Here is a 14344-nt window from a genome sequence, read left to right on the forward strand (position 1 = left end):
GTTGGCCATGGCGAGGATTCCCGACGCAGAGCTGAGCAGGCTGAAGGCCGAGGTGTCGGTTCAGCGGCTGGTGGAGGGTTGCGGGGTCGAGTTGCGTCAGCAGGGCAAGGATCTGGTCGGGGCGTGCCCGTTCCACGATGACTCGTCGCCGTCGCTGGTGGTGACGCCGGGGAAGAACCTGTGGCACTGCTTGGGTGCGTGTCGTCGGGGTGGTGGGCCGATCGATTGGGTGATGACCGCCCAAGGCGTGAGCTTCCGGCATGCGGTCGAGTTGTTGCGGGAGGCATCCTCGGCGCTGTCGGTGTTGGCGGATCCGAAGACGGCGGGTGCCGGTCCGGTGGGCCGGTCGAAGCGGTCGATGTTGCCGACGCTGGTCGCACCCGATGCCGCCGATCAGGAGTTGTTGAGCACGGTGGTCGGCTACTACGCCGAGACCCTGGCTGGCCATGACGAAGCCCGGGCGTTCCTGACCCGCCGGAAGATCGACCACCCCGAGGCGGTCGAAAAGTTCCGACTTGGGTTCGGGGACCGGACGCTGGGCTACCGGATCCCGGGGAACCAGACCGCTGAGGGCAGGCGGATCCGCTCGAGGTTGCAGAAGCTCGGTGTCTTGCGCGCCACGGGTCATGAGCACTTCCGTGGCTCGCTGGTCGTGCCGGTGATCGACGCGGAGGGAGGTGTCGGTGAGGTCTACGGGAGGAAGATCCGTGACGATCTGCGTGCGGCGACACCGAAGCATCTCTACCTGCCCGGTCCGCACCGCGGTGTCTTCAACATCGCTGCGTTCGCGGCCACGGATGAGTTGATTGTGTGTGAGTCGCTGATCGACGCGCTTACGTTGTGGTGCGCGGGGTTCCGGCACGTCACTGCGGCTTATGGGGTGGACGGCTGGACCCCCGAACACCAACAGGCGGTCCTTGAGCATGGCATCAAGCGGGTGCTGGTCGCCTTCGATGGTGACGAGGCCGGCGACCGCGGCGCCACCGCACTGGCTGGCGAACTCGGGGCAGCGGAGGTGGAGGTGTTCCGCGTCGAACTCCCGCGCGGTGCAGATGTGAACGAACTGGCGGTCGAGGCAGGGGCTGATGGGAACCCGACCGAGGTACTCGGTCGCTACTTGCGCAAAGCGAGCTGGATGGGCGGTACCCAACCATCACCGACCCCGCGGCCAGCGCCGGTGATCGCGCCCGGCCTGGACTCACCCGCGCACGTCGTTGAGCCGGTCGAGCCCACGCCGACCGTCGTCCCAGCCGCTGCTGTCGCAGTCGATCAAGAGCCGCTCGCCGAGGAAGCGGATGCGACCGGTCCTGGTCAGGTGGTGGGGCGTGAGTTGATCGTGGAGTTCGCGCAACGCAGGTGGCGGATCCGCGGGTTGGAGAAGGTCACGTCCTTCGACGTGCTGCGGGTGAACCTGTTGGTCACGATCACGATCACGAGCGACGAGCCGTCGACGCCGAGCGCGGCGACTGGGACGGGGTTTCATGTCGACACCCTGGATCTGTATTCCGCGAGGGCCCGGTCGGTGTTTGTCGCGGCCGCGGCCGCCGAACTGCGTCTTGCGCCGGAGGTCGTGAAGGCGGATCTGGGGCGGGTGTTGTTGGCGTGTGAGGCGAAGGCTGAGGAGGTGATCGCGGCCGCGCAGGCCCCGGCGAAGCCGGAGATCCGGTTGACCAGCGCGCAGCGTGAGGCGGCACTTGAGTTGTTGCGGGATCCGGATCTGGTGAAGCGGATCGAGGGCGACTTCGGTCGGGTCGGGATGGTCGGGGAGGTCACGAACTGTCTGGTTGGCTACCTCACCGCCGTCAGCCGTCTGTTGCCGTCGCCGTTGGCGGTGATCGTCCAGTCCACGTCGGCCGCGGGCAAGTCCGCGGTGATGGAGTCGGTGTTGGGGTTCGTACCTGACGAGGACCGCGTCAGCTTCTCGGCGATGACGGGGCAGTCGTTGTTCTACATGGGTGAGTCTGACCTGGCTCACAAGGTGTTGTCGATCGCTGAAGAAGAAGGCGCCAGCAGGGCTGCTTATGCGTTGAAGCTGCTGCAGTCCGAAGGCGAGATCAGCATCGCCTCAACCGGGAAGGACACCGCGTCCGGCCGGTTGGTGACGCATACCTACAAGGTCACCGGCCCGACCGCGATCGTGTTGACCACGACCGCGATCGACATCGACGAGGAACTGCTCAACCGGTGTCTGGTGCTGACCGTTGATGAGGACCGGGATCAGACCCGGGCGATCCACGCCGCCCAACGCAGATCGCAAACCCTCGCCGGGTTGGCCGCGCGGACCGAGCGGGACCAGATCATCGGCGTCCACCGCGACGCCCAACGGTTGCTGGAACCCCTATCCGTGGTGAACCCGTTCGCGGACCGGTTGACGTTCGCCGATGGAAGGACGCGGACCCGGCGTGATCACGGCAAGTACCTCGGCCTCATCAGCGCAGTGACGCTGCTGCACCAGCATCAGCGGGAGCGGAAGACCGCCACCGTGAACGGTCGGGTCGTGTCGTATGTGGAGACCACGATCGGTGACATCGAGGTTGCCCACCGACTCGCCCATGCCGTCTTGGGGCAGTCGCTGGACGAGCTGGCCCCACAGACGAGGCGCTTGTTGACCGCGGTCCACTCCTACGCGACCGCGGAGGCGAAGAAGCTCGCGATCCCGTTGGACCTCGTCCGCTTCACCCGACGACAGTTGCGTGAGCACCTGGCCGCCCAGGGCGCCGGCTGGGGCGACACCCAGTTGAAGGTCCACCTGGCCCGGTTGGTCGACCTGGAACTCGTTTACGTGCACCGCCTGGAGTCCGGCGCGTTCGGCTACGAGCTCACCTGGAAGCCGCCTGCGACCCCAGACGCGAGCAACGGCTACGACAGCGGCCAGCGGTTCCTGGCTGGTCTGACGGATCCGCGAGCGCTCATCGGGAGCGACTACGACCCCGAACCGGTCGGGCCAAATACCCCGGTGGTCGGCCCTTGGTCGGGGCCCGGTCGGGTGGTGGTCGGCCCTCAGTCGGCACCTGCGGTGAGCAGCCCGCCAGCGGGTGGGGACGGGGCTGAGGATGTCTGGGCGCCCCGGGTTGTCGGTGGTGAACGGCATGGGTAAGCGTGGTGTGCATGTTCCGCAGAAGATCCCGGGGGACCCGAGTGACCGGCACGGGTTCCCGGTGTTGGTGGAGGAGTTCCTGATCGACCTCGGCGCACGCGGCTACTCACCGGCCACGATCCATGCGCGTCGGCAGTGTCTGGCGGCGTTGGCGGCCTGGTTGGCTGATCGTGGCGTCACCCAGCCGGTGCAGGTCACCCGCCCGATGTTGGTCAGGTATCAGCGTTACCTGTTCCACTACAGGAAGGCCGACGGTGAACCGTTGTCGTTCCGGTCGCAGAATGCGCGGTTGTTGCCGATCAGGGCGTTCTTCAAGTGGGCTGTGCGCAACGACCACGTGGCTGCGAACCCGGCATCGGAGTTGGAGTTGCCGAAGGTCGAGAAACGGCTCCCGAAGGCCGCACTCACGATCGACGAAGCCGAAGCGGTCCTCGCCCAACCTGACCTAGGAACAGCCACCGGGGTGCGGGATCGGGCGATGTTGGAGACGTTCTATGGCACTGGGATCCGTCGTGCTGAGTTGGCGCGGTTGAACTGGCGTGACCTGGACATCGAACGCCACACGTTGATGGTCCGCCAAGGCAAAGGCCGCAAGGATCGGATGGTCCCGATCGGGGAACGGGCGATCACTTGGATCGAGCGTTACCTGGTTGAGGTGAGACCCAGGTTCGCCGGAAGTGGCGCTGGTGGTGGGGTTGGTGGGCCCGACGACGGCACCTTGTTCCTCACTGTCGACGGCACCGGATTCAGCCTGGACCGGCTCACCCAACTGGTGAGGGATTACGTGAAAGCCAGTGGGACCGACAAGGAGGGTGCCTGTCACCTGTTCCGCCACACGTTGGCGACACTCATGCTGGAGGGCGGTGCCGACATCCGTTACATCCAGGCGATGCTCGGCCACGCCGAACTGTCCACGACCCAGATCTATACCCAAGTCAGCATCAGAGCCCTACAAGCGGTGCATGCTGCGACGTTTCCCGGGGCGTCGAATCGTCCCCGACGAAACAATCAGCCGACCCATGCCGTCATCGATTCCGAGCCGACCCCACCAACGGACCGGAAGGTGTCGGCCAGTGAATTACTTGCTGCTATCGACTCCGAAATAGAACAAGAGAACCGCGGCCACCCCGGATCAGGTACTGAGTCGACCGGAGCGGTGTCATGACCCCCGCCGAGGCCACCACAGCGGCTGGGGAAGCCGCCGAGGCGATCCGCTCCCTGAACCACCACACCCGTGCCGGGACGGTCGCGTTCGACGTCAGCGAGGTCTACGACCTGCTCGGTGAACTCGCGTTGATGATGTCGCGGTTGCCGCAGTTGCTGCGGCAACTCGAGGACGTCCTCGACGACCTCATCGAACACGACGAGATCGTCATCGTCGACGGCGTGAATCGTGGTGATCCGGTCGCGGTCGCCGCCATCTGTGGGCACTGGATCGCCTCAGCAGCCGGCGCCGCCCACGACTTGGCCCACCACATCGACGCCGCCCACCAGACACTCACCTGGGCCGCACCCACCCCCTGAAACACACACTCCGTTTCGTCAGCAGGCGAAACCTGCCCCGGAAACCGGTCACACCTCTGGCACAACGAGGCCACGAGTTGTTTAGTCGGTGACGAAACCCGGTTCGCGGGTGCACCATGGAACCCATGGGCATGGTCCGCACCGTCCAACCGATCAGCCGGTGTCAGCACTGCGGGGCACCGCTGCCACCAGCCGCGGCCACGGGCCGCACCCGCATCTACTGCCGCCCTGCGTGCCGCAAGGCCGCCTACGAACAACGCCGCGCGAAGAAACCCGGCGCCGTCCGTGTCCAGGTCGTCGAACGGGTTGTTGTCGAGACCCGCCGCGGGCACCTCATCACCGACTGCGCCGACCGAGTCACCGACTCCCAGCACGCGGTCGAATACGTCATCGACAACCTCACCGCACTGGCCCGCATCCACCACTGGACTCGTGACCCACGCTGGCGCGGGGTGCTACGCGCGGTCGACGACCTGAACACCGCCATCGCCGACCACGAGCGACACACGCCGACCCCGCGTCGCTGACCACCCCACCCCGCCAAAACTGGAACACTGAACCCCATGAACACCCACACCCGGCAGACACACTCGCGTCGCTGGGTGTTTTTCTTCCTAGCCGCCTTCGTCGCCATCGCGGCCACCCTGCTGGCCAGCACGACGGCGTCGGCCGCAACCACCACCGGGACCGAAAACCGCGTCGGGGCATCCAGCGTCGCGATCGACATTCTCATCGAACACCCGGAAACTGTTTCCCCAGGTCAGCAGCTAGGAAACGATGCCTCGGGGCCCAGAATCGCGGTGGCTACCGGTGTTGCCGCAAACAGGGGACCGACGTTCATTGCGAGCACGGATGGGGTGGTAGTTCCGACCAGTAGGAGCCGTCTCGCGGGCGGATTTGACAGCGCCGGGTTACCAAGCACGCCCACCACTTCTCCCGGCATCCAGTACGCGCTGCCTGACGGGAGTCTGGTCCGCATCATGGAGCCGTCGGGTCAAGCGCCCCTCCGGGCTTCATTCACGAATCCAAACGGAGGCCCGATCAGCCCCTTCACTGGCAAGCCCGTCCAGCCACCATCAGGGCTGACGAAGCCAGAAAAACTCGACTACATCCGTTCACGGACTCATGTGGAGCTCGGGCCATGAACACCTATGGCGCAATCGTCCAAGCGTTGCCGTTGACGATTCGGGGCATCGAGGTAACGGACCCAGTGCTGACCCTCTTCGGAGACGACTGGTCCCTAACACTGATGTGCCCATGGACCGTCGAAGGGCCGGGCGTCTCCAGTTCGTGGGAATCGGAGAATCTTGAAGACGAGGTATGGGACCTGGTCGGCCGCGAAATCACATCACTCACAGCGGGCCCAGATGTCATCGATCCGACCTTCCATCTTTCCGGGGACATCGACCTGGCCGTGCGTGCGGACAGCGACTTAGACCCGTGGACGCTGATGATTCCCGGCCTCGTGGTGACCGGGAGGCAAGGTCTGTGAAGCGGCGACTCGAGCCTGTGTTGGGTGCGCTACTCGCTGCCGTGCTGTTCTGGTTGGCTCCCGCTACCGCGGCGGCTGGTCCCGTTCTGACTACCTCAGGCGGTTACACCTGCGCCTACGACAGTCGGGGCATCCCCGGTGCGCAGCTGCACGTCGACAGCGACCGTGGGCCACCCGTCGTTTACGACTCATCCTCCACCGGAAGTGCCGTCGACCGCAGGACTGGCGGCGCTTCGTCGCGCTCAATCGACAATGTCACCAGCGCCGACACCACCTACGGCGCAACTGCGCAACTTGCTCAGATCGACAACATCGTGGGTATGACCGGCAGCTACTTCCGGGCCATCAACGGGGATCTCTTGTCGCTTTCGGCCTCTGTTGCCGCAAACATCGGTAGATGTCGGCGGGGCGAAGTTCGCGCAGAGGTCGTTCAGCGAGACCTTCAGCAAGGGCGGCTTGTTCGGTGGTTGGACAATTGATGATGTCGCGGGGTCCCTGCGTTCGGGTGCGATGTCTCCGAAGGATGTTCCGATTGATGTCATCGTGCGGGACGGGAACAGTTTGGTTCTCAATACGCGTTCGTCTCAGGCGCTCACCCGAGCGGGGATCCCGCGGTCGGGCTGGAACGTGATCGATCGGACTGGTCAGGCGGCGTATGAATCTCGGCTCTCTGGGCAACTTGGTCGCAACGGCCTGGGCAGCGCGGGGACGGATCTGCCGTGAATGTCGGTGGTTCCAAGCGTGTGATCGGGCCGCTGTCGCCGCCACCGTCGGCTTATACCGAGGACGTGGTGTTCACCCATCCCGACGGGGACTCAGAGTTGCGGTGCACCTATGAGCGGAACGGCTCGATGTACGTCGGCGGTCTCTTGTTCCATCGTGTACGCGCCTACAGGTTCCGTGCTGAAGGGCACTGCACTCCGTGGCATATCGAAGGTGCCTACGACACGCTCGTAGAAGTTGAGCACTCTGACTGGGTAGGTGAGTTGCTAGCCGCGGAGCCGAGCGAGATCTGGGGGGACTGGAAGATCAGACACTTCCTGATCTACCTCGATGGCGCAGGCGCTTATGAGGTCGCGGCTGAGGACGTTGAGTGGCTGCCTGAAGGAGCGGCGTGACGCTTCCCGACGTTCACCTGAGTCGTGCTGTGTCGCACGCGCTTCGTCACGAGCCGTGGCTCTACGAGCTTGAGTTGGACGAGCAGGGCTGGGTGCCGGTTGATCAGTTGCTCAGCGCTCTGCGTGAAAAGGGTGGCGAGTGGGTGTCGGTCGACCGTCCAGCGTTGGACCGGATGATCGAGGGTGGCTCGAAGCGTCGACACGAGCTTGACGGAGACAGGATTCGAGCGCTCTACGGCCATTCGGTGCCGGGCCGTGTCCAACGGCACAAGGCGGACCCGCCCGCGCAACTGTTCCACGGAACCGCGCCGGAGACCTGGGATGTGGTCCAGGGCGACGGGCTACGGCCGATGCGACGCCAGTTCGTTCATCTGTCGATGGATCGTGAGACCGCTCTGATGGTGGGTCGCCGGAAGAGCGCCGATCCAGTCCTGCTGGTGATCGACGCCGCCTCGGCTGCTGCGTCTGGCACGAGGTTCTACGAAGGCAACGAGCTCGTCTGGCTCGCTGCCAATGTCCCGGCGAAATTCATCGGGATCGAAGAGTAGTCAGCTCGTCTTGGCGAACTCGCGGGCTCGGTGGCGTAGGAGCGCGCCTTCGATGAGTGCGCGGATGCTGTTGCGTTCGTCGGGGTCGAGTTGGTCGAGCTTGGCGAGGTGGTTGCGCAGGGATTCGTCTTGGGGGCCGCGTTCGTCGGGGTCGAAGACGAGGTCGTCGGCTGAGACTGCGAGGGCGATGGCGAGGGCGCGGAGGACCTCAAAGGGGGGTGATTGGTGCCGCAAACGCAGCACCGAAGGTGCCGACTGTCGTGTTCAGCCGGAGTCGCGCTCCGGGTATCGCGAACACGTTTGACAACGCGGTCGCGAACGGCGCCCCGACGCGCCTGAACCGGATGCCTGGCGCGGCTCGGGACCCGAACCGGCGGGCTGCCTTGCGTGGGCAGCCTCCGGCGCCGGCTGGGCAGTCGCTGGACGAGTACTCCTTCGCCTGCTCCGCTCAAGGTGGCTGCGGGTCGTTCGTCAATTCGATGGCTTTGACCGAGGGCGTGATCTTGCCGTTCTTGTAGCGGTTGATCTGGTCGGCGTCCCCGGTGAACAAGGTTCCGAGAAGTGGGGCCGGCTTCAAGGAGCGCGCTTCGCCCTGTCGCCGTGAGGCCAGCGCTCAAAACATTCAGGGCACTTCCTGTATGAGCAGGTCAACGACGACGACCGCGAGGTCGTCTCGGAGGTGGAGGCGTACGTGGTGGCGGCCTTCTTGCCCCCAGTAATGGTCGAGCTCGAAGCAGTAGCGCTGCCAATCGAATGCTTTCGTGATCTGCAGGAGCAGGAGCAGGAGCAGGAGCAGGAGCAGGAGCAGGAGGTGTGGGGTTGCCTGAGACGTGAGGTTGGCGGCACATGAGCGCGCATAGCCGACCCATTTCGCGACTCGCTTCCGTGCTGCTCGCAGCCTGTTGTGTGGCCTTCTCCCATGCCTAGTTCGGTTCGCGGTTTGTGAGACGCGCGTCGTGGAGGTCGGGCGCAGCCGATCGTCGGCGCTTGCCGGCGGCTGACGGGGGTACCTCTCATCAGGAAGTCCGTACGCATCAGGGGGAGGCCCTCAGTGGCTCGTCGTTCGCCAGAGATCAGCGGCCTCGAGTGGCATCCGGGGGGCGAGTTCACCCTTGGTGGTGAGGACGAGCTGTTCCTCGTCGACCAGCGAGGGTTGATGCTCGGACCGGCCGCGGAGGCGGTGATGTCCACCCTCTCCGCACGCGGAGCTCACGGCACCCTCAAGGGCGAGATCTTCGTCGACGAGATCGAGCTCGAGACACCTGTCTGCTCGGATGCCGAGGGAGTGCACCGGTCGCTCCAACGGCTGCGAAGCTTACTGGTCACCGAAGGCGTACGACCGATGGCGGTCGGCCTCCACCCGAGCGCCGGCTTCGGCACGGCGGACCTTGCGGCGTCTCCCCGGTACGACCGCATCGGTGGCGAGTTCGCCGGTCTGCTGCGCACGCCGACCGCGGCCTTCCAGGTGCACGTCGGTGTGCCGGACCCGGCCACCGCCCTGAAGGTCTACCGCGGGCTCCGCAACCGCCTGTCCGTCTTCCGCGCGCTCGCCGCAGGATCGCCGTACTGGCACGCCCGCGACTCCGGACTCGCCTGCGTCCGTCCAGCCATCCTCAGGTCGTACCCCCGGACGACCATGCCGCCCGCGCTCCCCACCTGGGAGGCATACGTCGAGGCGATCGAGCTCGCCGTGTGGGCGCACGAGGTGCCCGACTACAGCTATGTGTGCTGGGAGCTCCGGCCCCAACCGCGACTCGGGACGATCGAGGTGCGGGTCATGGACGCGCAGTCGTCGCTCGCCCGCGCCGCCGGACTGACCGCCCTGGTGCAGGGGCTGGCACGCCATGCCGTGGAGTCGCCTGATCTTCAGGACCTGCCGGACGAGGTCGTCCTCGCCAATGACCTCCGCGCGTGCCGCTACGGGCTCGAGGCGTCGGTCGTCGATGCGGACGGGTCACGACGACCCATGCGTGAAATTGCGGCACGCGCGCTCGACGACGCACGCAAGCATCTGACTCCTGACGGTTTGGACGGACTCCTCGACGCGGTGCAGGCGATCCTCGTCGAGCCCCCTGAGTACGTCCGCCAGCGGGCCTTGTACGAGCGAGACGGGATGCCGGCCCTGCTGGCCGACCTCGCCGCGCGTACGGCAAACGTCGACTGCTGAAAGGTTCGGGGACGGCCGCCCGGTCACGAGTGAGGGCGGCTCAGTGGCGGTGGCCTGGTCCGGCGGGTCGACGTCGACCGTCGGCTTCTAACGGCAATTGAACGAGTCGTCGCGGCTCCAGTCGGCGCGGTCGATGCCGTTGACCTCCACCACGACCATCTCCGGCTTGTCCGTATCCTCGCACGTCATCTGAATCCACCAGCGCGCGGCATCCTCGGCCAGCGCATCGAGGTCGGCGTCTGACCAGCCGCCATCCGTGGTCAGGCTCACGCGCACATCGTCGCTATTCATCGCCTTCATGCCGTCGTAGAAGCAGGACCAGTGCGTGTACGCGGCATCGCACATCGACTTAAGTGGCCGCCCGCCCTCCGCCTCGATGCCGATCCGTTCGATCTCTGCGACGTCGATGTCGTCAGAATCTTCAGTATCGTCGTCGGGTTCCTTGGTTGCCTCGGTCTTCTGGGCCGTCTTTTCGGGGCTCGGGCTTGCCGAGGTCGTCGTTTCCGACTTTGTTGTCTTCGCATCCCCCGTCCCGGCATCGTCGGCGGCTGACCCACAGCCAGCAATCAGAACGCACGACAACCCGATTGTGGCGATCGTCCTGCTGATTACGCCCATGACACTCCTCCCCCTCGTGTGAGCCACCTTCCTTCACTGTCACACGGGGCGGACACGGAGGTGCGACCATGACGCTTCACCACCTGGAAGGGTCGCCGTGGCGCGAGTCCATGTTGTTCCCGTGTTCGCCCTCGCGGTCCTGATGTCCGGCTGCGGCGGTGACCCGTACGTCGCTGTCGAAGCGGGATTCAGAGATTGGCTCGTCGCCGTGCACCAGCGCGACGAAGCCGCCTGCGGCCACATGACGGACGATTACCGTCGCGAGCTGGCAGCCGCGTCGACGTCGAACCCTCAGGCAGCCGACTGTGGTCGCGCATTGGCAGCGTTGGCTTCGAACGCGGCGACGGCACTGCCGCCTGCTGAGGCCGAGGTGGACATCCCTGTGTGGGATCCGTCCGGCGAGGCGCTCGTGCAGGCGAAGAACGGGTCACGAGTCCTCGGGTTTTGGATGCAGGAGCAGGACGGCCGTTGGTTGGTGTCGGGATCGACGCAGTGAGTCGGTGCATGTTCGCCGCCCGAACGCTGACCTCTTGACCCGATAACGACGCGCCCACTACGTTCGCGCCAGTTGATGAAAATCCTGTTCTGCTCTCGCTCTTCCTGATGGAAACCGTTTTCTCACCACCCACAAGCAGGGGAGAAACCATGCGACGTAGGGATGTTCTCGCAGGCATGCTGGGGGTGGCCAGCGTGCCGGTCCTCGGCGGTGCGACCAACGCAGCAGCGAGTGCGACCGTCGCAGCCAAGCCGGTGGGTCACGGGAGGGGCCGGCAGGTTCGTACCGGCTTCGAGACCCTGGCTGCCGCCGGCTTCCGTGAGCTGCGCGGGCAGCGGGTCGGGGTGATCTCCAACCCGACGGGCGTCCTGCGCGACCTGACGCACGAGGTCGACGTGCTCGCGGACAGCCCCCAGGTCGACATCGTCGCCGTCTTCGGTCCCGAGCACGGCTTCCGCGGCGTCTCGCAGGCCGGCCAGGGCGAGGACTTCTTCATCGACGCCAAGACCGGCCTGCCGGTCTACAACGCCTACAACGACGCCGCCCGGATGTCCGACCAGTTCGCGGCGGCCGGCATCGACACCGTGGTCTTCGACATCCAGGACGTCGGCGCCCGCTTCTACACCTACATCTGGACGATGTACCTCGCGATGGAGGCGGCCGCCGAGCTGGACCTTCGGTTCGTCGTCCTCGACCGCCCCAACCCGATCACCGGCGTGCGGGCCGAGGGGCCGGTGCTCCACCCGGAGCACTCGACCTTCGTCGGGCTCAAGCCGATCAGCCAGCAGCACGGCATGACGGTCGGCGAGCTCGCGAAGTACTTCAACGGGGAGTTCCTCCCGGCCGCGATCGGCAAGCAGGTGGATCTGACCGTCGTGCCGATGAAGAACTGGTCCCGCGACATGTGGTACGAGGAGACCGGCCTGCCGTGGGTGCTGCCGTCGCCCAACATGCCGACGGTGGACACGGCGGTCGTCTACCCCGGTACGGCGCTGTTCGAGGCCACCGCGCTGTCGGAGGGTCGCGGCACGACCCGCCCGTTCGAGCTGATCGGCGCACCCGGCATCGACCACCGCTGGGCAGAGGCGCTCAACGCCCGCGAGCTGCCCGGTGTGCGCTTCCGCGAGGCGTACTTCACGCCGACCATCTCCAAGCAGGCCAACAAGGTCTGCGGCGGTGTCCAGGTGTACGTCGAGGACCGCGACGCCTTCGACCCGATCACCACGGGTCTGACGATGATCGTCACCCAGCGCCAGGAGTTCCCCGACTACCGCTGGCGGAGCCAGGACGTCACCTCGTTCTGGCTCGACAAGCTCACCGGCTCCGAGCGCGCGCGCCTCGTCATCGACGCCGGTGGGGACGTCGACGAGATCGTCGCCGGTTGGCAGGACGAGCTCGCCGAGTTCCGGCGGACGCGCAAGAAGTACCTCATCTACCACCAGGTGCGGGGTCGTCGGTAGCAGGGCGGAGGGGGAGCGATGCGTCGTACACGTCGGACCAGCTTGGGTGTGGCACTCGCGGTGGCGGTCGTCGTCGGATCCTTCGCGGCGCCGGCGGGAGCGGTCGATCCGCCAGGGCACGAGACCGGGCCGCCGACCGTGACCGGTGAGGACGTCCGGTTCTCGCCGCCTCGGACCCTCCGTGCGGGCTCGCCCGAGAAGGCAGGCCTGCTCCCCGAGCACATCGCCCGGATCATGCCCGACCTGGCCGCGTACCTGGGCACCACGCCCGAGAACCCGAACTTCCCCATGTATGCCGGAGCGGTCGCGCTCGTCGCCAAGGACGGCGTCGTCGTCGAGCACGGCGCGGTGGGCGACGCGGTGCGCTACGCGAGCGCCGACGGCACCGAGCTGCCCGAGGCTCAGCAGATCGCGATGAGCGAGGACACCATCTTCGACCTCGCCTCCATCACCAAGCTCTTCACCGTCGTCGTGACGCTGCAGCTGGTGGACCAGGGCGTCGTCGGTCTCGACACCCCGGTGGCCGACTACATCCCCGAGTTCGCGCAGAACGGCAAGGGCACGATCACCGTCAGACACCTGTTGACCCACACGTCGGGCCTGCGGAGCTGGGTCAACCTCTACTCGGCGTACCCGACGCCGGAGGCGCGGATCGCGGCTGTCTACGCGCAGACCATCGTGACCCCGCCGGGCACGGCGTACGTCTACTCCGACCTGGGTCTCATCACGCTGGGCACGCTCGCCGAACGCGTCACCGGCCAGACGCTCGACCAGCTCGTCGCCGAGCGCATCACCGAGCCGCTGGGCATGACGGACACCATGTTCAACCCGCCCGAGTCGCTGCGCCCGCGCATCGCGGCCACCGAGGACATGTCGTCGATCGGGCGCGGCATGGTCCACGGCGAGGTGCACGACGAGAACGCGTGGTCGCTGGGCGGCGTTGCGGGCCACGCCGGGCTGTTCTCCACCGCCGGCGACCTCGCCGTCTTCGGTCAGATGCTGCTGAACGGCGGCCGGTACGGCAAGGAGCGGATCCTCTCCCAGGGCATCATGCGCGAGGCGATCACCGACCAGAACGTCGGCATCCCGCCCGCGATCACCTCCCGCCGCGGTCTCGGGTTCGAGCTCAACCAGTCCTTCTACATGGCCTCGCTCGACTCGCCGGTGACCTTCGGGCACACCGGGTTCACCGGCACCTCGCTGGTCCTCGACCCGTTGTCGCGGTCGCTCGTCGTCCTGCTCACCAACCGCGTCCACCCCAACCGTGCGTGGGGCTCGAACAACGGTGCTCGGCAGTCTGTGGCCCGCAACATGGGCCGCGCCATCCCCGTACGGCCGGCCGTCGGTCGTACGTCGTGGTTCGCCGGGCGACCGAGCGCCACGACGCACACGCTGACCGCGCCCCTGTCGCGGCCGGCAAAGGACTGGGCATGGTTGACGTTCCGGCTCTGGTACGACACCGAGGCCGGGTACGACGTGGGGCAGCTCGAGGCGTCCACCGACGGCGGTACGACCTGGCAGCTGGTGCCGTTCGACCTCAGGGCGGGCAAGAGCCGCTGGTCCACCGACGGCACGTTCTCCGGATTCGAAGGACGCCAGTGGTTGAAGGCGGACGCTGCCCTGCCCGCGGGCGCGACCCACGTCCGCTGGAGCTACACCGGCCTGCGAGCAACCCCGTCGCGCGGGCGGGGCGTGTACGTCGACGGTGTCATGGCGCGGGATCTCGGTGGGGCGCTGTTCAACGGCCAACGGCGGTCCGACGCTGCCCGCTTCGTCGCGGACGGCTGGGTGGAGTCGAGGAACTGACTCCCGATCGGCGCTGTC

The 14344-nt window shown here is 66.4% G+C and carries 14 protein-coding genes; 12 read left to right on the plus strand and 2 right to left on the minus strand.

Annotated elements, in window-relative coordinates:
* The first annotated feature begins 7 nt into the window (after positions 1-7).
* The 8 genes from KV100_RS12700 (at position 8) to KV100_RS12735 (ending at position 7779) form a co-directional block, all read left to right on the plus strand.
* Entirely contained in the window at positions 8-3097 is a 3090-nt protein-coding gene (locus KV100_RS12700; RefSeq protein ID WP_220343400.1) for a CHC2 zinc finger domain-containing protein, read from the plus strand.
* Between the two features lie 61 nt (positions 3098-3158).
* Positions 3159-4262: a site-specific tyrosine recombinase XerC gene (gene xerC, locus KV100_RS12705; RefSeq protein WP_220343401.1), complete on the plus strand. Its 1104-nt coding sequence runs from the start codon at positions 3159-3161 to the stop codon at positions 4260-4262.
* The gene (locus tag KV100_RS12710) at positions 4259-4621 is read left to right on the plus strand and encodes a hypothetical protein (RefSeq protein ID WP_220343402.1); all 363 of its coding nucleotides are present in this window, start codon (positions 4259-4261) and stop codon (positions 4619-4621) included. The genes xerC and KV100_RS12710 overlap by 4 nt, the downstream gene beginning before the upstream one ends.
* Before the next feature lie 125 nt (positions 4622-4746).
* On the plus strand, positions 4747-5148 hold the full coding sequence (locus KV100_RS12715) for a hypothetical protein (RefSeq protein WP_220343403.1): 402 nt from the start codon (positions 4747-4749) through the stop codon (positions 5146-5148).
* 36 nt (positions 5149-5184) lie between these two features.
* Positions 5185-5766, plus strand: coding sequence for a hypothetical protein (locus KV100_RS12720; RefSeq protein WP_220343404.1), 582 nt, complete (start codon positions 5185-5187; stop codon positions 5764-5766).
* Entirely contained in the window at positions 5763-6113 is a 351-nt protein-coding gene (locus KV100_RS12725) for a hypothetical protein (RefSeq protein ID WP_220343405.1), read from the plus strand. Before KV100_RS12720 ends, KV100_RS12725 begins: the two co-directional genes overlap by 4 nt.
* 719 nt (positions 6114-6832) lie before the next feature.
* Positions 6833-7231: a hypothetical protein gene (locus tag KV100_RS12730; protein WP_220343406.1), complete on the plus strand. Its 399-nt coding sequence runs from the start codon at positions 6833-6835 to the stop codon at positions 7229-7231.
* Positions 7228-7779 carry an RNA 2'-phosphotransferase gene (locus tag KV100_RS12735; protein WP_220343407.1) on the plus strand — a complete coding sequence of 184 codons (552 nt, stop codon included), beginning with the start codon at positions 7228-7230 and terminating at the stop codon, positions 7777-7779. Before KV100_RS12730 ends, KV100_RS12735 begins: the two co-directional genes overlap by 4 nt.
* Here KV100_RS12735 and KV100_RS12740 read toward each other — a convergent pair whose 3' ends face one another.
* Entirely contained in the window at positions 7780-8022 is a 243-nt protein-coding gene (locus KV100_RS12740) for a hypothetical protein (protein WP_220343408.1), read from the minus strand.
* An 808-nt stretch (positions 8023-8830) separates the two neighbouring features.
* On the opposite strand from KV100_RS12740, the gene KV100_RS12745 reads away from it, so the two are divergent.
* Complete coding sequence (locus KV100_RS12745) at positions 8831-9946, plus strand: YbdK family carboxylate-amine ligase (RefSeq protein WP_220343409.1); 1116 nt, start codon at positions 8831-8833, stop codon at positions 9944-9946.
* Between the two features lie 87 nt (positions 9947-10033).
* Here the strand turns inward: KV100_RS12745 and KV100_RS12750 are convergent, their stop codons facing one another.
* A complete protein-coding gene (locus KV100_RS12750) occupies positions 10034-10564 on the minus strand; it encodes a hypothetical protein (RefSeq protein WP_220343410.1) in 531 nt (176 codons plus the stop codon).
* A 121-nt stretch (positions 10565-10685) separates the two neighbouring features.
* On the opposite strand from KV100_RS12750, the gene KV100_RS12755 reads away from it, so the two are divergent.
* The 3 genes from KV100_RS12755 to KV100_RS12765 all read left to right on the plus strand — a co-directional run bounded on the left by KV100_RS12755 (position 10686) and on the right by KV100_RS12765 (position 14326).
* Complete coding sequence (locus tag KV100_RS12755) at positions 10686-11060, plus strand: hypothetical protein (protein WP_220343411.1); 375 nt, start codon at positions 10686-10688, stop codon at positions 11058-11060.
* A 149-nt stretch (positions 11061-11209) separates the two neighbouring features.
* Positions 11210-12520: an exo-beta-N-acetylmuramidase NamZ domain-containing protein gene (locus KV100_RS12760; RefSeq protein WP_220343412.1), complete on the plus strand. Its 1311-nt coding sequence runs from the start codon at positions 11210-11212 to the stop codon at positions 12518-12520.
* Between the two features lie 18 nt (positions 12521-12538).
* Positions 12539-14326: a serine hydrolase domain-containing protein gene (locus KV100_RS12765; protein ID WP_220343413.1), complete on the plus strand. Its 1788-nt coding sequence runs from the start codon at positions 12539-12541 to the stop codon at positions 14324-14326.
* The last annotated feature ends 18 nt before the right edge of the window (positions 14327-14344 follow it).

The sequence above is a fragment of the Mumia sp. zg.B21 genome, from assembly GCF_019550855.1.
In the GTDB taxonomy this organism is placed as follows: domain Bacteria; phylum Actinomycetota; class Actinomycetes; order Propionibacteriales; family Nocardioidaceae; genus Mumia.

Coding starts and splice junctions, on each gene's coding strand:
- KV100_RS12765 (WP_220343413.1), top strand. CDS start 12,539: ATGCGTCGTACACGTCGGACCAGCTTGGGTGTGGCACTCGCGGTGGCG.
- KV100_RS12750 (WP_220343410.1), bottom strand. CDS start 10,564: ATGGGCGTAATCAGCAGGACGATCGCCACAATCGGGTTGTCGTGCGTT.
- KV100_RS12720 (WP_220343404.1), top strand. CDS start 5,185: ATGAACACCCACACCCGGCAGACACACTCGCGTCGCTGGGTGTTTTTC.
- KV100_RS12760 (WP_220343412.1), top strand. CDS start 11,210: ATGCGACGTAGGGATGTTCTCGCAGGCATGCTGGGGGTGGCCAGCGTG.
- KV100_RS12710 (WP_220343402.1), top strand. CDS start 4,259: ATGACCCCCGCCGAGGCCACCACAGCGGCTGGGGAAGCCGCCGAGGCG.
- KV100_RS12700 (WP_220343400.1), top strand. CDS start 8: ATGGCGAGGATTCCCGACGCAGAGCTGAGCAGGCTGAAGGCCGAGGTG.
- KV100_RS12715 (WP_220343403.1), top strand. CDS start 4,747: ATGGGCATGGTCCGCACCGTCCAACCGATCAGCCGGTGTCAGCACTGC.
- KV100_RS12725 (WP_220343405.1), top strand. CDS start 5,763: ATGAACACCTATGGCGCAATCGTCCAAGCGTTGCCGTTGACGATTCGG.